The following is a 17394-nucleotide window of genomic DNA, read 5'->3' on the forward strand; positions in this document are numbered from 1 at the left end:
ATTCCGATGAAAAACAGGTTTCAAACCTTGGCCGCCACAACCCTTATGATCGTAACCGCGACGGCCGTGACCGCGCAGACCGCTATCGACGTCGGAAAGACGCGCGGCTGCGGTTGTTGCCTTTCCTGGATGGAAAAGCTGTCCGAGGCCGGGTTCGCTCCTGAAGGTGAGAATTTGGGCGGCGCGCTGATCCGTCTGAAGATGGATAGGAGTATCCCTGTCGACATGTTCTCGTGCCACACGGCGACTGTCGAAGGCTACACCATCGAAGGCCACGTTCCGCCAGCCGACATCGCCCGGCTGCTTGAGGAACGTCCCGACGCCATCGGTCTTGCCGTGCCCGGCATGCCCATCGGCTCGCCCGGCATGGATTTCGGCGACGATGCCGAAGCCTACGACGTCTTTCTGGTGAAACCGGACGGCACTACCGAAGTCTTCTCGTCCTATCCGGCGAGCTGAAGTGGAGCAGGTCGCAACACTTTCGCCTGTCGCACTCGGCTTTCTGGGCAGTCTCGCCGCCGGTCTGATGACCGCCGTCGGAGCGACGCCCGTCCTTTTGGGCAAGACCCCCTCGCGCAAATGGCGCGATATCTCGCTCGGTTTTGCTGCCGGGGTCATGCTTGCCGCATCGTTCTTCTCGCTCATCATCCCCGCCCTCGACGCGGCAGAGGGGCGATACGGAGACGGTGCGATACCTGCACTGATCGTCTGCATCGCGATCCTGATGGGCATGGGTGCGGTCGCCCTGATGAACGAAATGATACCGCACGAGCATTTCAGCAGCGGTCGTGAGGGCCCGGAGGCCGTCTCGCTACGACGTGTGTGGCTCTTCATCATTGCCATCACTATCCACAATGCGCCAGAGGGTCTGGCCGTCGGCGTCGCGTTCGGTGCCGACGGTTTTACAGGCGGATTTCCCGTCGCTCTCGGGATCGGATTGCAGAACGCGCCTGAAGGGCTGGCTGTTGCAGTCGCCCTACTGGGCGAGCGATACTCGGCGGGCCGTGCGTTCGGCATCGCAGCACTGACTGGTTTGGTCGAACCCGTCACGGGCTTTCTTGGTGCCGCGGTGATCGTCGTGGCGCAGCCTCTCTTGCCCTGGGGTCTGGCTTTTGCGGCGGGCGCGATGCTCTATGTCATCAGCCACGAGATCATCCCGGAAACCCATCGCAGCGGCCACCAGAAGCAGGCGACGACCGGGCTCGCGATCGGCCTCGTCGTCATGCTGTTCCTAGATGTCTGGTTGGGGTGATTCATGGCAATTCGCTCCCTTGGCATTTGCACAGCTGTCGCGGCGCTCGCCGCCGATCAGGCATCGAAGGCGTTCGTGCTCGCGAATGCGGAAACGCTCGCCCCCGGCGTCGCTGTGTTCCCCGGCTTCAACCTGATCTTCCACCGCAACTACGGCGTGACCTTCGGGTTCTTTCAGAATGTGCCGTGGTGGCTCCTTGCATTGGTCGCCACCACCATCGTCCTGTTTCTTGCCGTATCGCTAATCCGGGCAACGCGGGCAGCCGAGGCGGTTGCCTACGGCATGGTGATCGGCGGCGCTCTTGGGAATGTCGTGGATCGTTTTCGCTTTGGCGGTGTGACCGACTTCCTGGATTTCTATCTCGGAACGGCGCATTGGCCAGCGTTCAACCTCGCGGATGTCTTCGTGGTCTGCGGCGTCGGGATTTTGCTGATCTTCTCGGGGCGCGAAAAGGTCGCTGCGTCCGCAACCTCAAGATAGATCTCGGTGATTTCAATCGGCATCACTGTTCTCCGCATTTCCGGAATGTCAGGTATCATCCTCACATTCTGTGCATTCGGCCTCGGCGCTTTGGCGGTTCTCGCTCTGCCACCATTCTCGATGCCGGTGCTTTTGCCCGTCGCGTTTGGCGCGCTGTATCTCCTCACGTTCGGAGAGAGCCGCATGCGGGCCGGACTTGCCGGATGGGCGTTCGGCGTTGGCTACTTCCTGTTCGGATTGTCCTGGATCGCGGAGAGCTTTTTCGTCGACGCGGAGCGGTTCGCCTGGATGGCCGTTCCTGCGGTGGCTGGACTGGCCGCCGGCCTTGCGCTGTTCCCGGCGGCGGCAATGGCAGCGTTCGCATGGAGCAGGACGAAAGGTGTCTCCGGCGCATTGATCTTCGCGGTCTGCTGGTCGGTTTCGGAATGGCTGCGCGGCACCGTGCTGACAGGCTTTCCCTGGAACCTGATCGCCTATGCATGGGCCGACTACGATGTTCCGCGCCAGACGGCGGCATGGGTTGGCAGCTACGGACTTGGCCTCCTCACAGTTCTGCTGTCGGTCCTGCCCGTAACGCTCCTCATGCGGAACCGTCGGCACAATACGTTCGCCGCATTTGTTTTCATGTCGGTCGTGGCGAGTGCCGGATCCATCGGCACGGTTCGCCTTATGGCCACCACACCGCCAACAGACACAACCGTCAGGATCGTTCAGGTAAACATTCCTCAGACGGAGAAATGGGACCCCGCCTTCCGCGAACGGAACATATCCCGCTATCTGGACCTGTCTGCGCAGTCTGGCAGCTTCGACGTCCTTCTCTGGCCTGAAAGTGCATTTCCCGGTTATCTTGATGAGAATCCTGAAATGTTGGGTCGAATTGCCGAACGTCTGCCTGAGGGCCGCGTTCTTCTGACCGGTGCACAGACGCGCGAGTCGGACGGCACTGGCACACGCTACAGAAATTCGATCCTCGCGGTCGATCAGACCGGACAGATCGTCACGCGATACGCCAAGCATCACCTCGTGCCGTTCGGGGAATACGTTCCCCTGCGGAGTTTTCTTCCGATCCAGCGATTGACCGCAGGGCTTGGGGACTTCACGCCCGGTACCGGCCCCCAGACCGTTGAGCTACCCGGTTTATCTCCGGTCGGCCTTTCGATCTGCTACGAGGCCATTTTTCCGGGACGTGTCGTAGACGCCGCTTCGCGTCCGGACTGGATATTCAACGCCACCAATGACGCTTGGTTCGGTGCGTCTCTCGGTCCCCGGCAACATCTGGCCTCTGCCAGGATGCGCGCGGTCGAAGAGGGGCTGCCTTTGGTTCGCGCGGCCAACACGGGCATTTCAGCAGTTATCGATGGGTACGGCCGGATCGTCGCCCGCCTCGGGCTCGATGAGACCGGCGTGCTGGATGCCCTCCTCAATCCGGGTACCCGTTTGGGAGTCGGTCTGCTGCTTGAAATACCATCCCGTCGCAGCAACGGCGACCAGAGCAAAAAATATCGCTGCCCATCTCATTCTAACAGAGTCCTTCATGATGTTGCGATCACCCCCCGGTCTCTTCAAAGACAAAGCCGGGTATCTCAGTGTGGCTTCCTCGAATTGGCTGACCTCTTCCAGCGTGGGGTTGTCTGCCTGAGCTTTCTCCGATCGCTGAATCGATCCAGTGAAAAAGGTGGTGATTTCCTGGTACCGGATCCGCGTGTCTTCCAGCGTCTGATAGTAACTGAAGAGCTCTTTCAGCGGTGCCGAGAAGTCCTTGTGTGCTGCCAGGACGGCCACCAGCGCGCCGAGTGTAATGCGACCTTCGATGACGAAGTATCCGCCTAGAGAATAGAACAAGAACGGTGTTAGCGCGGTCAGAAAATTATTGAGGGCCTTGATGAAGAACTTCAGACGGAAAATCTTCCTGCGCACGTGCTCAAGCTCTCTAAAACTTGCACTCACTGGCAGCAGCCCGGCCGAATTGACCTGCCGTTGGCGCAATTGATCGCTGAGCTGCCTGCCAAGCTGTCGGACTTCCTTGATCCTGGTGCGCGAAAGCGCGTTGACCCGGCGTTGCAGCTTGGGCAGCAGCACAAGCTGAATTGGCAGTACGGTCAGTGCTGCGGCACCCAAGACAGGGTCCTGAACGAACATGAAAAACAGGATCGTCAAAAGCGTACCGCCTTGCAGGATTGGCAGCGTAAGGACGTCCGCCGCGAAGCCACCGATGGGCTCGACTTCCTGTGCGAGAATAGGGACGATCTCGCTTTGGTTTCCGGAGTCTGGATCGCTGCGCCATTGCCGATAGACCAGCAGGCGGAAGCGCCGCAGAAAACGCTCCGCGACATACCCTTTGAAGACGTTTAGGCCATATTTGTTTAACCCATTCAGGATGATCGCCAGAAGATAGAGACCGCAAAGAAGTATGAGGAAAACGACCTGATCGAGGTCTCGTCCCAGAACGACGATCGTGAAACGGTCGGAATCCAGAGCGTTGTTCACGATCTGTTTTGGCAGTTCCAGGGTCAGATAGAGAATAGGCATCGCGATGAGGCTAACCACGATCATCAACGCCTGCTGCCTTCTCGAATAGCGCAAGACGGTGCTGAAAAGACTTCCTTCGAGCCCTCGTATGGGCTCTGCGTGGAACGCAGGCGTGCTGCGGTCCTTCCAAAGCTTCAGAACGCCGCGAATTGCAAGATATAAGCCAACACTGATCAGCAGCGCAGGCGCCAAGACCAGTATGAGATGAATGAACGGGTGAACCCAGTCTGGCGTGGCATCGTTGTAGTCGTATCCGAACGCGGCAGATACGTTATGTACAAACACGTGATATCTATCCAAGAGTGACATGGAAAAGTCTAGCCCTTGGATTTCGGCGCAAGGTGATCGTGCACGATGATGACGCCCCACATGCCCGCTTCCCGGTGGCCGGGGATCAAGCATACGAACTCCAGGTTGGTCATATCGGAGAACTCCCAGATCAACTCGGCATTTTGTCCACTAGGGATAGAAACTGAATTGGCGTTGTCATGTTGCATATCGGGATGTTCGCGCATCCACTGCTGGTGTTCTGCAACCTCGTCAAAGGAGCCAAGAAAGAACTCGTGATCCAGTCTGCCGGCATTGCCGATCGAAAACCGGATGACCGACCCCCTTTCAATCTGGATCGCGTCTGGCTCGAAAAGCATGTAGCCGCTTTCCGTCTCCCGTATGGATATTTTAATCGTCCTGTCGATCGAGGAGCCATGACCGGGTTTCCCGATCGGATCATGGCCAGGCATTTCAAAGGCTCGGGCGTGAGGCTGCTGGCCCTTCCCACTGGAAGCGCCCACTGAAAAAGCCGGAAGGACGAGCGCAAGGGCGATGGTGCAGGTTCTCAGGAAATTCTTCATGCTCGGCTACCTCCGTAGCGCTTGATTTTATGGGATCTTCTTGTTTTCTTGGGCCAAGCGATCAAGGCGATGAGGCCGGAGTGTTTACCACCGACCCCATTGTTTGTAGTTACTTCATCTGAGTGACGGTCAGTTTACCCTTGACCCGGTCAGCGACGAATTCGATGCCCTGACCTTCCGCCATCTTGGCCATCATTGCTTCGTCGGCGCGAAACACCATGGTCATCGCGGGCATATCGAGGTTGACCAGAGGGCCGTGGATGATTGTGACCTTGCCGGCCTTGGCGTCGATTTTCTTGATGGTCCCGCTCGTGTATTCCACGTCAGCTTGGGCCATCTGGTCACCGACTGCGACCTCACGGTGCATGCCGGATTCGTAGTGGCCAGGGATCAGGCACGCCGCTTCGAACGTACCAGAATTTGCGAAAGTCCAGACAACCTCACCCGACGCGCCCGCATCGAGACGGATACGGTTCGGATCGTCGTGTTCCATATCCATCTTGGCCATTTCGATCTTGTGCTCGGCATTCCGCTCTACCGTGTCGAGGACGAATTCATGCTCCAGCTCACCCTTGTTGGTGATTTTGAAGCGGATGGTTTCGCCCTCCTTGATATTCATCGGCTCACTCTCGATCAGCATCTGGCCCTCATCGTTTTCGAGCAAAGTGACGTCGATTGTGCGGTCAACCTTGGCGGCGTCACCCGGCATGCCGACCATCATTGCGGCTGGCTTGGTCTCCCCATGTCCGCCGTCGTGTGTACCTGCAGCAAAGGCCGGTGCTGATAGCGCGATCGCGAAGCTTGTCGTCAAAAGAAGATTTCTCATTTTATTGTCCTGTAGGTTGGTTCGGTTGGAGATGACGAAGGGCCGCTCAGCCCTTCGAGGTTGGTTTCGGTGTGAGAATGGTCTTGGGGCTGTTGTTGGAGGCAAATTCGGGTAATTCGCCGGTCCATTCGTAGGCCATCTCGCCCGGAGGGTTCTCGTACCAGCCGGGATCGGAGTAATCGTCCGCGTCGATGCCGTCCCGCACCTTCACGACCGAAAACATGCCGCCCATCTCGATGGGTCCATACGGGCCCCAACCCGTCATCATCGGGATGGTATTGTCGGGTAGCGGCATTTCCATTTTTGCCATGTCCCCCATGCCGGACATGCCCATCGGCATGTATTCCGGCTGGAATTGACGGATCTTCTGGGTCAGCGGCTTCTTGTTCACCCCGATGAACGTCGGCACGTCATGGCCCATGGCGTTCATCGTATGGTGCGATTTGTGGCAATGGATCGCCCAATCTCCCAGATGATCGGCGACGAATTCGTAGGCGCGCATCGCACCTACGGGAATGTCGATGCTGACCTCCGGCCACTGTGCTTCAGGCGGCACCCAGCCGCCATCCGTGCAGGTGACCTTGAAGTCATAGCCGTGCATATGGATCGGGTGGTTCGTCATCGTAAGGTTCCCAACCCGTACTCGCACCCGGTCGCCCTTGTTCACGACCAGCGGATCGATGTCGGGGAAGATCCGGCTGTTCCAGGTCCAAAGGTTGAAATCCGTCATCGTCATGATGCGGGGCACATAGGTCCCCGGATCGATGTCGAAAGCATTCAGCATGATCAGGAAATCACGATCCACCGGCATGAATGTGGGATCCTTGGGGTGGACCACGAACATGCCCATCATCCCCATCGCCATCTGGGTCATTTCATCGCCGTGGGGGTGGTACATGAACGTTCCGGACTTCACCAAGTCGAATTCGTAGACGAAGGTTTTGCCCGGCGGGATGCTTGGATGGCTCAACCCGGAGACCCCATCCATGCCTGAGGGAAGAATGAGCCCGTGCCAGTGCACCGTTGTGCCTTCCGGCAGCTTATTGGTGACGTAGATGCGCACCCGGTCACCTTCGACAGCTTCGATCGTCGGGCCGGTGGATTGGCCGTTGTAGCCCCACAAATGCGCGATCATGCCGTCGGCAAGCTCGCGTTCTACCGGTTCGGCCACGAGGTGAAATTCTTTCACCCCGTTGTTCATCCGGTGCGGCAGGGTCCACCCGTTCAATGTGACCACAGGTGTGTAGTCCGGCCCGGAATTGGGACGCGCCGTGATCGCCGTTGCTGCGCTATCCATTTGGGCAGCTTCGGGCAGGCCCATGTTCAGGGTTTGACCCCAGGCTTTCGAAGAGACCAGCGTTGCACCTGCCGCGCCGGCTCCGAGTAATTGACGTCTATTTAGCATGTCAGTTCCTTTCAGTGTCCTGCGCCGCCACCGGCGGCAAGTGTTGCGCCTTCTCCACCAGCACCGCCGCCATCTCCGCCGCCATAGATCGCAGCGGTCAGGTCAGCCTGAGCCATGTAGAATTCGCGTTTTGCGTTTGCCGCTTCCAGTGATGCGCCAAGTTTCTCGCGCACGTCTGTCAGCAGCTCGAAAGTGTTGGTGATCATGCCGTTATAGGACAGCAGACCCTCTTCTTCGACGGTCGTGCGTAGCGGCACCAGAACGTCGCGGTAGTGGCGGGCGATCTTATATGACGCATGATAAGAGGCTTCAGCACCACGCGCTTCGGACCGGACGTTGACGGCTCTTTCTGCCAGCACGTTGGCTGCTTGCAGGTACGACAATTCCGCCTTGCGCATCCGTGCCTTCCCGGTGTCGTAGATAGGGATTGCGAACTCCACCTCCACCTGAGGGGTGGTCACGGTCTCCGTTTCTCCGCCCTCAATTTCCCGCTCCGCTTCGAACCCGGCAATGAATTCGAGATCGCTGATAATGCGAGTCTGATCAGTCAGACCAAACGCCTTGGCCTGTGCTTCCAGGCCAAGTTTGGCAACGCGCAGATCAACCCGATTTCGCAATGCTTTCGCTTCGATGTCAGTCACACGGCCGACGGAACGCGGCAGCGCAGGAAGGGCATCGGGCACATAATAGTCGACTTCGGTGCCCCACAGCCCCATGAGCCTGGTCAGCTGCTCTTTGGACCGGGTAGCATTCAAGCGTGCCTGGGCAAGTTGTCCGGCGAGTTCGGCATTGAATGCCTGTTCACGGGCCTGCCCGGCTGTGTTGAGCGCGCCGGTCTCACCCAGCCTCATCGCCAATTCCGATCCGGCGTCAGAGGTCGCTTTCGCACGGCGCAGATAGCTCACGGCCTCGAAGGCGGCTACGGCATCGACCCATGCCTTCCGCGTCTGATTGGCCAGCGCGAGTGTGTCGTTCACCGCGTTGAGCTGTGCCTGCCGGAAGCTTGCGTCAGCAATGGCCACACGTTGTTTACGGGTGGTGGCATCGAGTACGTTCGACCGTATCAGTCCTTCGATCGCTCTGTAGGCACCCAGTTCGGGCGCACCGATGCCCAATACACCAATCGAAACGATCGGGTTTTCCGGGGTCGATTGCTGCCAGGCCTCAGCGGCGGATAGGCCGACATTCGCATAAGACGCCTGCAACCCCTTGTTGTTCAGAAGCGCAACCTGAACGGCGGTGTCCGCCGAAATGGTCTTGCGGTGCACCATTGCGTGCACCTGCTTCTTCAATGCCTCGTTTTCGGCCTGGGTTTCGGCGAAGGCTGTCCGTTTGCCGATGGCTGGTGTGACCTGGCTGGAAATATTGGCGAAGCCAGCTTTTGGTTCCGTGTAGATGCCCGGCACTGCTGTAGCACAGGCACCCAAGATTAGCGGAAAGCCGAAAACCAGCGGAAATTTCGATACCCGCATCAGTTGCCCTCCGTCTGTTCTTGATTGACGGAACGCCAGTCGCGGGGACCTGTAGGGCCGCGATAGGTGTAGCCTGCCAAGGGGTCCTGATAGCTGATCGGTGACGAAACTGCCGCGTTGACGACGGCCTGTTGGGTCGCGACGGACGGCAACGGGGTGGGCTCATAGGCGCATGCGCCAAGCCCGAGGGCCGAAGCCCCCATAAGTAGATGAATTTTCATGAAAGTAACCTGATTGGTGAACGTTATCTCACGCAGAATCTGCGCAAGGCTCACACCCGATTTGGGCGCCGGTTCAGATCAGGAATCGAGGGGGCCGAAGAAACCCTGCTGTTTCTACCGAATACGTTTGACCGTCCAGAATGACATATTCACTTGTACCAACCGGCTCTGCTCTGATCTTGGTGTCTTCGATGAAGACGACAGAAATACAGATGCCGTTGCAACACTCTTGGGATTGTTGCTCTTTGCCATCCTTGTCTGACGCTGCGATGTCGATGTCGCTTGCGACCTTAAGCTTCTCATGCGCGTGATGCGCATCGCTTCCAGTGTCATGGGTCTCGGCAGCACCAACGATACTAACAGGCTTGGCTTGATGTTCGTCATGCATGCCGGACGCCGCGTGAGCGGCAGAAGGTGGTGACAATACAAATGCCAGCGCAAACGCAATGCACGTAAACGCCCGTGACCAGCTTGATATGACAACTCGCAAGTTCATGAGCAAGATATCGGATACCGGAACCATGTCGTCAATCCGTCCAGCGCAGGAAGGTTTGCCGCTTTTTTGTGAAACAGGCGAAATACGGTCGCTGCTGTTAAAAATGTTGCATATCGGAAACATGTAAAGGGCCAAAGCCTCGCTCCCGCTCAGCGGAGCGTTGCTGACGCGTCTTGTGCTACCGAACTTCAGCCAGCTTCTCTGACCCGTAGCCCGCATCGCTGATCGTTGCGGCCAATGCAGTTTCATCCAGAGTGCTGTCGACGCCGACGATAGGTGCAGTCAGATCGCACGAAACTTTTGCATCTGGGTCGGCAGCCATGATGGGCTTTTGCATGGAAGCGGCACGATGGCCGCGATCTCCGCGCAGATTGCAATAGACCCTGAAAGGAGTCCGCCCACTCGGATAGGAATATTCCGTTCTGAAAATTACCGCCAGCGTAAGACATGCAGAAAAGCTACTTTCCAATGCTATCAACATTTCCGCAACTAGGTCCGGCAGTAACCTACCATTTGTTATGTCGCTCGGCCTGCAGTCGAGACATGGAACGCGGTTCAGGAGATTTCGAAACTTAAATTTCATTCGTCCCAAAGACCTGGAGCGAATGCTTGGTTCCCAAACGCAGGTTCAACATCCTCGATCTCAAGCCGTATATGTGCCAACGTTCTAACATGCAGAGGTTTTTCTCCGTCGACATGCCCGGTGTTCAGTTTGTGAGCATTGTCTTGGCATTCAGCCTCGCAGCGTTACTGCCGGTCCTCTGCCTTTATATCTTGCTTTCGCCCGGCTTTGCAGCGGCTCTTGCCGCCGGCGGGCCATCGCTGGCCCGCTTTCTGAGGCAAGTTACGACCAACGGTCTGCCCGTAGTTTTTGCCATAAACTATGTCAGTTTTTTTCTTTTCGCGGTGATACAGAAACCAAAGGTCGCCCGCCGAGATACGGCGTTTTTCGTGCTGGTGGATATCTTGCTCAGAGCCATTCTCTTTCCAAGCCTCCACGCACTGATCTACGTTTTGTCTGCCGACTGGTTCGAGTCATTCGGGGGCAGTCGTGCAACCGCGTTGTCGGTCGTTGCCCCAACCCTTGCGCGTTCGGCGTTTTTTGAGAACATCTCCGGAGTTTATCTTTATGCGACAATGATCAGCGCGCTGCCGCTATATGTTTCAGCTTTCGGGCAGTCGGAATTTCTTGGACCGACCGTTCGTCGCTTGCCAATAAAAGCGGGCTTGATGCTGCTCGCCTTGTTTGCGTTTGCCCTGTCGGTCGGATTGATCGCAATCGGTGCACAAGGCATCGCATTCCTTCAGGGCTAGATGATGGCTGGCTATTCACCGTGGGAATGCGCGGCCTGAGGTGCCAACCATCGCGACAAGTAAACGCGCTCGAAAGCGAAGACAGCGATCATTCCGACAGCCGCATACAGAACGATCATTGGATCACTTTGAAGCTTCATTACGGTGAAAGCTGCCAATACAATTGCATCGAGAGAGAGCGCAGACAAAAGCACGATACTGGAGGCGCCAACTTCGGTTCGACGATAGCGGAACACGCCCCAATGTATGATCATGTCCATGACGAGGTAAAAGAAGGCACCAAGGGATGCGATCCGTCCCAAATCAAAGAGCACGGCCAGCGTCGAGGCGATAACGACTGTATAGACCAGCATATGCCGCTGGACAGCCCCGGACATGCCAAAATGGCTGTGCGGGATCATTTTCATCTCCGTCAGCATGGTCAGCATCCGGGACACTGCGAAAACGCTGGCCAGCACGCCGGATGCCGTGGCCACGGCCGCCAACACGACCGTCAAGTAAAAGCCGACCTGCCCGAGTGCGGGCTCAGCCGCCTGGGCCAGCGAATAGTCGCGCGCGGCGATGATTTCGTCGATTGTCAGGCTCGCGCCCACGCCAAAGGCCACAAGCAGGTAGACCACCACGCAGATCGCGATGGACAGCATGATAGTGCGGCCCACATTGCGGTGGGGATCGGTGATTTCGCCGCCGCTGTTGGTGATCGTGGTAAAGCCCTTGAAGGCAAGGATCGCCAGCGCAACGGACGCGATGAAGCCTGTCACTCCAAAGGTCTCGGCCGTTTCTGACGCGGCTGCGAACTGAAACCCGCTTGACCAGAGTGCTGCGATACCGAACAGCGCGATGCCCCCGATCTTGATCGCCGCCATGATTAGAGAGAATAGCCCGACGGAGCGGTTTCCTGCGATGTTGACCAAGAATGCGAACACGATCACGGCAACCGCCAGAACGGGCACAAGTGGCCCGCCTGTGATATCGAAAGGCCGCAAGACATAAGTGGCGAATGTCCGTGCGACGAGGCTTTCCGCGATCACCATGCTGAGCGCCATCAAAAGCGCCGCTCCCGCCGCGACCGCCCCCGATCCATAGCATTTCTGAAGGATCATCGCGATGCCCCCTGCCGAGGGCCAGGCGTTCGACATCTTGATGTAGCTGTAAGCGCTGAAGCTGGTCACGATGGCACCAGCGATGAACGCGAGTGGAAATAGTGGTCCAGCCAGCTGGGCGATTTGTCCGGTCAGGGCAAAGATGCCCGCACCGATCATCACGCCCGTGCCCATGGCAACAGCTCCGCCAAGGCTGATCGAGCCTTCACGGTAGCCGTCGTTCCCATCGTGGTTTTTATTGTGTTTCTGCATTTCGATCTGCCTTGGTTGCTTTTTAGGTCGTTACGCCTCTGCGCATGCCCACCCGATAGGTTTCAGGCCGCCAGAAGTCCCGACCCTGGGCGTCTGATGAAATCGCGACTACTCCCGTTGCGAGGGTGCGCCGTAGATCCGCCGGGAAGTTTGCGAACGCCATGTGACTACAACGGCGGCCCCTTGCAGAGCGATAACTGACGCCACAAGTGCAACGAACGGCCATCGCGCCCAGTTCGGCTCAGGCATTTGGCGGTGAAAATCAAGAAAATGAAAGAACAAGAAATAGGCTGTGTGCAGCACTGCCAGCCACCACAGAACATAAGCGCCCTGCTGGATGTATTTCCACACGGACGTGCCAAGTACCCTTTGGCTGAAATTATTCGACGTACCGGCAAGCACAAAGCCGTAGAGCAGTGCCGCGATCCCAACCACATTGGCCAGCGCAAACCCGTGCTGAAGCATCACGTAGCGTTGCAGCTGGGGGTGAAACTCAAAACCGAACAGCCGTGCAAAATCAAGCTCGACCCAGCCGATCAGTATGATGATGGTATGCACCGTCGCCGCCAGAACCGCATAAATACCGAGCTCGCGTCGGTACGGCATGAGCTTCCGTAAAAAGGGCGCAGACGACAAGCGTGCGAGCGGCCCAATCGCCATTGCGGCAACGATGAGCAGCAGTGAAAGATCCCCCAGCGCTCGGTTGTAGCGGTGCATCTCCGACCACTCGGCACGCGAAGCAAGCAGCAGGTATCCCGTCAGCACGGACGTTCCTATGATTAGTACGTGCCGCAGAAGGGCGGGTTTTTTCATCATGGTTTCAGATACCGTATGTTTGCAGTCTTCCAAAGATGTTTTAGGCACGCAAGTAACACATCAGATCGGCTTTCGCTTCCAATCAGCGTTCAACATTCTGCAAAGTGTTAACGTTTGGTATGAAAGCCGGAACCCGGCTAGAATACCTGTCCCAGCTTTCGCCAAAACGGGCGCGACTGTCCCCCTCCTCGCCGCGGGCCAGCCGTGCGTACATCCAGACCAGCACCGGGAACATCGCGAGCGTCAGGAGGGTCGGCCATTGCACGAGAAAGCCCAGCATGATCAGCACGAACCCCACATACTGGGGATGACGAATGCGGGCATAGGGGCCTGTCGTCGCAAGCAACCCCTGACGCTGCGCATTCCACAGATGGTGCCATGCCACGGATATGAGCCAGAAGCCGCCGCCGATAAAGACGAAGCTCAGGAGGTGGAACGGCCCGAAATGCGGGTTCGATTGCCAGCCGAACATCATTTCGGGGAGATGTCCGCTGTCGTGGGCAAACCAGTCTACCTCCGGCCAGGTCGATTGCAGCCAGCCGGAAAGAAAGAAGATGGTCAACGGGAACCCGTACATCTCGGTGAAGAGAGCTACGACAAAGGCGCTGAACGCTCCAAAACTGCGCCAGTCGCGTTTTGTCTGCGGCTTGAAGAAACTGAAGGCGAAAATGATGAACACCGCCGAATTGATAAATACTAGCAGCCAGAGTCCATAGGAAGCACCTGCATCGGTCATTACTGGTCGTCTCCCTTTCCGTGCCCGCCGTGGCCTCCATGACCGCCGTGCATGAAGAAGTGCATTCCGACGCAAAGCAGCAATGGCAGCCAGATCAGCAATCCGCTGCTCAGGATGTGCACCCGGTGCTCGTAACCCAGGAGAAGGACGCCAACTGCCAGCGCAACGATCAGATAGATGCCGGCGCGTGATCGCCAGAATGAGGGCGGGCGGGGGGCATGCTCCGATTGACTTTGATTAACATGTGATGGATCAGGTTGATGGGTCACGTTGTGGCTTCCTTTCTAGATCTTTGCGCCGCGAAGGCGCAGCGAATTGAGCACCACCGATATCGACGAGGCGCTCATGGCGAAGGCGGCAAACATCGGGCTGATGAGGATGCCGAAGAACGGAAACAGCACCCCCGCCGCGACAGGCACGCCAGAGGCGTTGTAGATCAGTGCGAAGAACAGGTTCTGCCGGATATTACGCATGGTGGCCCGTGCGAGCCGCCGTGCGCGCACGATACCGTCGAGGTTGCCCTTGACCAGCGTGATGCCCGCGCTTTCGATGGCCACATCGGCCCCGGTGCCCATGGCGATGCCGACATCGGCCTGGGCCAGGGCCGGCGCGTCGTTGACGCCATCGCCGGCCATCGCCACCTTGCGGCCCTCCTGCTGCAACTCCTTGATGATCCGCGCCTTGTCCTCGGGCAGCACGTCGGCCCGGATCTCGTCAATGCCGAGACGTGCGCCGATCGCCTTGGCCGTGCGCTCGTTGTCACCGGTGGCCATGATGACGCGGAATCCCAGTGCATGCAGGTCCTTGATGGCGGCGGGCGTGGTCTCCTTCACCGGATCGGCGACAGCGACGAGACCCGCGATCTCGCCATCCAGCACCACGAACATCACCGTCTCGCCCTCGTCGCGACGGGCATTTGCCTTGGCGGTCAGGTCGCCGGCCTCAAGGCCAAGGTCCCGGATCATCGCCAGGTTGCCCAATGCGACCGCCTTGCCGCCCACGACGCCCTTCACGCCCTTTCCTGTGACCGCCTCGAAGTCGTCCGCGTCCGCCATCTTCACATCGCGCTCTTCCGCGCCGCGCACGATGGCCTCAGCGAGGGGGTGTTCCGATCCGCGCTCCAGCGATGCGGCGAGACGCAGGACCTCGGCCTCGTCGTGACCGGGTTGCGGCAGGACGGCGACAAGCTGCGGCTTGCCCATCGTCAACGTGCCGGTCTTGTCGACGATCAGGGTATCGACCTTCTCGAACCGCTCCAGCGCCTCGGCGTTCTTGATCAGCACCCCGGCCTGGGCCCCCCGCCCCGTTGCCGTCATGATCGACATCGGCGTGGCGAGGCCGAGCGCACAGGGACAGGCGATGATCAACACGGCGACAGCCGAGATCAATGCGTAGGACAGCGCCGGGGATGGCCCCCAGACCGCCCACGCGATGAAGGACAGGACCGCGATACCGATCACGGCCGGAACGAAATATCCCGCCACCTTGTCGGCATACTTCTGGATCGGTGCGCGCGAGCGTTGCGCGTTCGACACCATCTCGACGATCTGCGCGAGCATCGTGTCGGACCCGACACGCGTCGCCTCCATCACCAGACTGCCAGTGCCGTTGATCGTCGCACCAGTTACCGGGTCGCCTTCGGTCTTCTCGACCGGCACAGGTTCACCGGAGATCATGCTTTCGTCGATCGAGGACCGGCCGTCCAGAACCACGCCATCGACAGGCACCTTGTCACCGGGCCGTACGCGCAGCCGGTCGCCGACCTGTACGTCCTCCAGCGGGATCTCCTCTTCGGAGCCATCGTCCCGCATGACCCGCGCGGTCTTGGCGGCCATATCGAGTAGCGCACGGATCGCCTTGCCGGTTCCTTCACGTGCGCGCAATTCCATCACCTGACCGAGCAGCACGAGCGTCACGATCACCGCCGCCGCCTCGAAGTAGACGCCGACATGGCCTTCGGAGTCTCGGAACCCATCAGGGAATATGTCCGGTGCGAGAACGGCAACGACGCTGAAGAGCCAGGCGGCAAGAACGCCCATGCCGATCAGGGAGAACATGTTGAGGTTCAATGTGCGGAACGAAATCCATCCGCGTTCCAGAAACGGCCAGCCGCACCACAAGACCACTGGCGTTGCCAGGATCAATTCGATCCATTGTGTGGTGCCTTCGCCAAAAAAAGTCCGGACTGCGGGGAAACCGACGAATGGCCCCATCGTGAGGACAAGGAGCGGGATCGTCAGGACTGTGCCGACCCAGAACCGCCGTGTGAAATCCACCAGTTCGGGATTTGGACCTTCATCGCCCGGCACACCGGATTCCAGTTCCAACCCCATGCCACAGATCGGGCACGCGCCCGGATCAGGCTGCCGCACCTGAGGGTGCATCGGGCAAGTGTAAATGGGACCATCATGCCCTTGGGGAACCAGATCATATCGTCCATCCGCCGGCGCGGCACCTGCTTGGTGGTCGTGATGATCATGTGCTGAATGGACCTCGAGCTCCGATTCCGGCACGAGATGCATCCCGCATTTCGGACAATTGCCGGGCTCAACCTGCCGCACCTCAGGGTGCATTGGGCAAACGAATACCGAAGAAGCTGCTGTGGTTTCAGAACTGTCGGGGGTGCTCATTTTGCGGTCCTTTCCGAGAATGCTTCTCTTGCCTAAGGCTTCCATCCACAGGAGGGTCAAGAGAGATCAGTATGGTGATTACATTGCGGATCTGCGGGGTGGCGCTGTCCGGCCCCGTTCCCGTCGGGCGAGCACGATCAACGCCAGCCCGACCAACACCATCGGCATGGAGAGCAACTGGCCCATCGTCAAACCCCACTCACCAAAATGGAGCGCATGGCCAATCGGGTTGTCCGCCGTCACAAACTGTTGGTCCGGTTGCCGGAACATCTCGACGAAATTCCGGGCAAGACCATAGCCGGTCAGAAACACGCCAGCCAAGGCACCGGGCATTTTCAGCCAGCCCCGGCCCCAAGCGAGATAAATGAGCAGCATTCCAAGAATGAGCCCCTCCAATACCGCCTCGTACAGCTGGGACGGGTGTCGGGCGCAGAGGCCGCTAACCCCTGGGCAGGCCTGCGCGACTTCGCCGGGAAAGATCACCGCCCAGGGAACGTCCGTTGGACGCCCCCACAACTCATTGTTGGTGAAGTTCGCCAGCCTCCCAAGAAACAAGCCTGGTGGTGTTGCCAAAGCCAGCAAGTCGCCAGTGCTGAGCAATGACGCGTTCTGTCTAAGGCAGAACAGCAAGGCCGCGATTACAACGCCCGCGAACCCCCCGTGGAAAGACATGCCGCCTTGCCAGACCATCAGAATTTCCAAGGGATTGGCGAGATAATATGCGGGCTGGTAGAACAGTACAAAGCCCAGGCGACCACCAGCAATCACACCGATGATGATCCACGTCAGAAGATCTTCGATCTGCGTTCGGTCAAGCGGCGGTCCAGCTGACGTCCAGAGCGCGGGACGGCTTATGGCACTCAAACAAATGCGCCAGCCAATCAGGATACCGAAGATATAGGCTAGCGCGTACCAGCGGAGTGCGAATGTGACCCCCCCGATGTCGAAGGAGAAGAGGTCGGTTCCAATATCCGGAAATGGCAATCCCGCTGGCAGCACTGGGTGAGTTCC

At 58.5% G+C, this 17394-nt stretch carries 18 protein-coding genes and 1 pseudogene; 5 read left to right on the forward strand and 14 right to left on the reverse strand.

The genetic code is table 11. The features are described from left to right. Window positions 1-6: 6 nt before the first annotated feature. The 4 genes from GAL_RS19740 to lnt all read left to right on the forward strand — a co-directional run bounded on the left by GAL_RS19740 (window position 7) and on the right by lnt (window position 3562). Entirely contained in the window at window positions 7-459 is a 453-nt protein-coding gene (locus GAL_RS19740; RefSeq protein ID WP_024099362.1) for a DUF411 domain-containing protein, read from the forward strand. A gap of 67 nt (window positions 460-526) precedes the next feature. Further along, the gene (locus tag GAL_RS19745; protein ID WP_043939879.1) at window positions 527-1252 is read left to right on the forward strand and encodes a ZIP family metal transporter; all 726 of its coding nucleotides are present in this window, start codon (window positions 527-529) and stop codon (window positions 1250-1252) included. 3 nt (window positions 1253-1255) lie between these two features. Continuing rightward, a complete protein-coding gene (gene lspA, locus GAL_RS19750; RefSeq protein ID WP_024099364.1) occupies window positions 1256-1732 on the forward strand; it encodes a signal peptidase II in 477 nt (158 codons plus the stop codon). A 120-nt stretch (window positions 1733-1852) separates the two neighbouring features. Then, on the forward strand, window positions 1853-3562 hold the full coding sequence (gene lnt / locus GAL_RS22325; RefSeq protein ID WP_407674856.1) for an apolipoprotein N-acyltransferase: 1710 nt from the start codon (window positions 1853-1855) through the stop codon (window positions 3560-3562). Between the two features lie 210 nt (window positions 3563-3772). Here the strand turns inward: lnt and GAL_RS23015 are convergent. The 8 genes and pseudogenes from GAL_RS23015 to GAL_RS22700 form a co-directional block, all read right to left on the reverse strand. Then, window positions 3773-4663 (reverse strand): annotated as a pseudogene (locus GAL_RS23015) (hypothetical protein); the annotation flags it as partial. After that, complete coding sequence (locus tag GAL_RS19765; protein WP_024099367.1) at window positions 4579-5112, reverse strand: cupredoxin domain-containing protein; 534 nt, start codon at window positions 5110-5112, stop codon at window positions 4579-4581. The pseudogene GAL_RS23015 and the gene GAL_RS19765, both read right to left, overlap by 85 nt. A 109-nt stretch (window positions 5113-5221) precedes the next feature. After that, window positions 5222-5938 carry a copper-binding protein gene (locus GAL_RS19770; RefSeq protein WP_024099368.1) on the reverse strand — a complete coding sequence of 239 codons (717 nt, stop codon included), beginning with the start codon at window positions 5936-5938 and terminating at the stop codon, window positions 5222-5224. Window positions 5939-5984: 46 nt separating this feature from the next. Beyond that, the gene (locus tag GAL_RS19775; RefSeq protein ID WP_007120886.1) at window positions 5985-7343 is read right to left on the reverse strand and encodes a multicopper oxidase family protein; all 1359 of its coding nucleotides are present in this window, start codon (window positions 7341-7343) and stop codon (window positions 5985-5987) included. A gap of 11 nt (window positions 7344-7354) precedes the next feature. Continuing rightward, window positions 7355-8815: a TolC family protein gene (locus tag GAL_RS19780; RefSeq protein ID WP_024099369.1), complete on the reverse strand. Its 1461-nt coding sequence runs from the start codon at window positions 8813-8815 to the stop codon at window positions 7355-7357. After that, window positions 8815-9036: a putative periplasmic lipoprotein gene (locus GAL_RS19785; protein WP_024099370.1), complete on the reverse strand. Its 222-nt coding sequence runs from the start codon at window positions 9034-9036 to the stop codon at window positions 8815-8817. Before GAL_RS19785 ends, GAL_RS19780 begins: the two co-directional genes overlap by 1 nt. A 73-nt stretch (window positions 9037-9109) precedes the next feature. Beyond that, window positions 9110-9667 carry a hypothetical protein gene (locus GAL_RS19790; protein ID WP_244462821.1) on the reverse strand — a complete coding sequence of 186 codons (558 nt, stop codon included), beginning with the start codon at window positions 9665-9667 and terminating at the stop codon, window positions 9110-9112. Window positions 9668-9710: 43 nt separating this feature from the next. Next, a complete protein-coding gene (locus GAL_RS22700) occupies window positions 9711-9854 on the reverse strand; it encodes a hypothetical protein (RefSeq protein ID WP_169731163.1) in 144 nt (47 codons plus the stop codon). A 287-nt stretch (window positions 9855-10141) separates the two neighbouring features. Here GAL_RS22700 and GAL_RS19795 point away from each other — a divergent pair, with 287 nt between their 5' ends. Next, on the forward strand, window positions 10142-10846 hold the full coding sequence (locus tag GAL_RS19795; protein ID WP_024099372.1) for a hypothetical protein: 705 nt from the start codon (window positions 10142-10144) through the stop codon (window positions 10844-10846). A gap of 11 nt (window positions 10847-10857) precedes the next feature. On the opposite strand, the gene GAL_RS19800 is transcribed toward GAL_RS19795, so the two are convergent. The 6 genes from GAL_RS19800 to lgt all read right to left on the reverse strand — a co-directional run bounded on the left by GAL_RS19800 (window position 10858) and on the right by lgt (window position 17382). Beyond that, entirely contained in the window at window positions 10858-12201 is a 1344-nt protein-coding gene (locus tag GAL_RS19800) for an APC family permease (protein ID WP_008282879.1), read from the reverse strand. 108 nt (window positions 12202-12309) lie between these two features. Further along, complete coding sequence (locus GAL_RS19805; RefSeq protein WP_244462822.1) at window positions 12310-13065, reverse strand: ferric reductase-like transmembrane domain-containing protein; 756 nt, start codon at window positions 13063-13065, stop codon at window positions 12310-12312. Window positions 13066-13099: 34 nt separating this feature from the next. Next, window positions 13100-13753 carry a methyltransferase family protein gene (locus GAL_RS19810; protein WP_024099374.1) on the reverse strand — a complete coding sequence of 218 codons (654 nt, stop codon included), beginning with the start codon at window positions 13751-13753 and terminating at the stop codon, window positions 13100-13102. Next, a complete protein-coding gene (locus GAL_RS22330; RefSeq protein WP_024099375.1) occupies window positions 13753-14022 on the reverse strand; it encodes a DUF2933 domain-containing protein in 270 nt (89 codons plus the stop codon). Before GAL_RS22330 ends, GAL_RS19810 begins: the two co-directional genes overlap by 1 nt. 15 nt (window positions 14023-14037) lie before the next feature. Beyond that, on the reverse strand, window positions 14038-16383 hold the full coding sequence (locus tag GAL_RS19815; RefSeq protein ID WP_024099376.1) for a copper-transporting P-type ATPase: 2346 nt from the start codon (window positions 16381-16383) through the stop codon (window positions 14038-14040). Window positions 16384-16461: 78 nt separating this feature from the next. Then, on the reverse strand, window positions 16462-17382 hold the full coding sequence (gene lgt, locus GAL_RS19820; RefSeq protein WP_024099377.1) for a prolipoprotein diacylglyceryl transferase: 921 nt from the start codon (window positions 17380-17382) through the stop codon (window positions 16462-16464). Between the last annotated feature and the right edge of the window lie 12 nt (window positions 17383-17394).

It is taken from the genome of Phaeobacter gallaeciensis DSM 26640 (assembly GCF_000511385.1).
In the GTDB taxonomy this organism is placed as follows: Bacteria; Pseudomonadota; Alphaproteobacteria; order Rhodobacterales; family Rhodobacteraceae; genus Phaeobacter; species Phaeobacter gallaeciensis.

What these genes read in the sequence shown, in the direction of transcription:
- GAL_RS19740 (WP_024099362.1), top strand. Translation starts at nt 7, where the DNA reads ATGAAAAACAGGTTTCAAACCTTGGCCGCCACAACCCTTATGATCGTA.
- GAL_RS19745 (WP_043939879.1), top strand. Translation starts at nt 527, where the DNA reads ATGACCGCCGTCGGAGCGACGCCCGTCCTTTTGGGCAAGACCCCCTCG.
- lspA (WP_024099364.1), top strand. Translation starts at nt 1,256, where the DNA reads ATGGCAATTCGCTCCCTTGGCATTTGCACAGCTGTCGCGGCGCTCGCC.
- lnt (WP_407674856.1), top strand. Translation starts at nt 1,853, where the DNA reads ATGCCGGTGCTTTTGCCCGTCGCGTTTGGCGCGCTGTATCTCCTCACG.
- GAL_RS19765 (WP_024099367.1), bottom strand. Translation starts at nt 5,112, where the DNA reads ATGAAGAATTTCCTGAGAACCTGCACCATCGCCCTTGCGCTCGTCCTT.
- GAL_RS19770 (WP_024099368.1), bottom strand. Translation starts at nt 5,938, where the DNA reads ATGAGAAATCTTCTTTTGACGACAAGCTTCGCGATCGCGCTATCAGCA.
- GAL_RS19775 (WP_007120886.1), bottom strand. Translation starts at nt 7,343, where the DNA reads ATGCTAAATAGACGTCAATTACTCGGAGCCGGCGCGGCAGGTGCAACG.
- GAL_RS19780 (WP_024099369.1), bottom strand. Translation starts at nt 8,815, where the DNA reads ATGCGGGTATCGAAATTTCCGCTGGTTTTCGGCTTTCCGCTAATCTTG.
- GAL_RS19785 (WP_024099370.1), bottom strand. Translation starts at nt 9,036, where the DNA reads ATGAAAATTCATCTACTTATGGGGGCTTCGGCCCTCGGGCTTGGCGCA.
- GAL_RS22700 (WP_169731163.1), bottom strand. Translation starts at nt 9,854, where the DNA reads ATGGCTGCCGACCCAGATGCAAAAGTTTCGTGCGATCTGACTGCACCT.
- GAL_RS19800 (WP_008282879.1), bottom strand. Translation starts at nt 12,201, where the DNA reads ATGCAGAAACACAATAAAAACCACGATGGGAACGACGGCTACCGTGAA.
- GAL_RS19810 (WP_024099374.1), bottom strand. Translation starts at nt 13,753, where the DNA reads ATGACCGATGCAGGTGCTTCCTATGGACTCTGGCTGCTAGTATTTATC.
- GAL_RS19815 (WP_024099376.1), bottom strand. Translation starts at nt 16,383, where the DNA reads ATGAGCACCCCCGACAGTTCTGAAACCACAGCAGCTTCTTCGGTATTC.